Below are 1,060 nucleotides of genomic sequence, written 5' to 3' on the forward strand. Positions count from 1 at the left end.
CCCTCGTACCGCTCCCAGAGAGAGGCGTACACGAGCCGGAGCGGTGCCCCGCGCAGGGCGGCCTCGTCGGCCGCCCAGTCGACGGCCCGCAGACTGGACTCGGAGCCGTCGACACCGACGACGAGAGGAAGGTCCACCGTGCTCACCGCCCCGCGCTCATGTCGAAGACGATCCGGGCCTTGACCTCGCCGCGCAACACCTCGTCCATGGACTCGTTCACGGACATCAGCGGCCGGGTCTCGCAGATCACCCGGGTCCGTCCGGCCGCGTGCAGCTGGAACACCTCGGCGAGGTCCTGGCGAGTGCCGACGATGGAACCGATCACGCTCGTGCCGTTCAGAACGGTGTCGAAGATCGGAACCCGGACCGTGCCACGCGCGGGCAGCGCGACCATCACCAGCCTGCCACCGCGCCGCAAACCCGAATTGACGGCCTCGAAAGCGGCGTCGTTCACCGCGAGAGCGATCGCCGCGTGCGCGCCGCCGTGCCGCCTGAGAACCTCGCCGACGTCGTCCTTGCGGGCGTCGATGACAAGATCGGCCCCGAGTTCCGCGGCGAGTTCGAGCTTCTCGTCGGTGACGTCGACGGCCGCCACCGCAGCACCGGCGATCTTCGCGTACTGCACCGCCAGATGACCCAGCCCGCCGATCCCGGAGATCGCGACGAGCTGCGTGGGCCGGACCCCGGCGACCTTGAGCGCCTTGTACGTCGTCACACCGGCGCAGGTCAGCGGGGCGGCATCGACCGCGCAGACGCCATCGGGCACGGGCTGGGCGAAATCAGCCCAGGCAAGCATCTTCTCGGCGTACCCGCCGTCGCAGCCGTACCCGGTGTTGACCTGCTGCTCGCACAGGGTCTCCCAGCCGGACAGGCAGTGCTCGCACCGCCCGCAGGCCCGGCCCAGCCACGGCACGGCAACCCGCTGCCCCACCGCCAGGTGGGTGACGCCCGCGCCGAGTTCCTCCACGACACCCACGCCCTCGTGCCCCGGCACGAACGGCGGGTTCGGCTTGACGGGCCAGTCCCCGCGCGCGGCATGGATGTCGGTGTGACACAGCCC

General features: G+C 71.0%; 2 protein-coding genes. Both read right to left on the reverse strand.

Annotation, left to right across the window (positions count from 1 at the left end):
• Positions 1-137, reverse strand: a 137-nt coding sequence (locus ACZ4O3_RS44095) for a universal stress protein (RefSeq protein ID WP_362721763.1), incomplete at its 3' end; no start/stop codon positions are given.
• Between the two features lie 5 nt (positions 138-142).
• A partial coding sequence (locus tag ACZ4O3_RS44100; RefSeq protein ID WP_467728041.1) for a zinc-dependent alcohol dehydrogenase occupies positions 143-1,060 on the reverse strand: 918 nt, incomplete at its 5' end.

Source organism: Streptomyces sp. NPDC026515, from assembly GCF_055567595.1.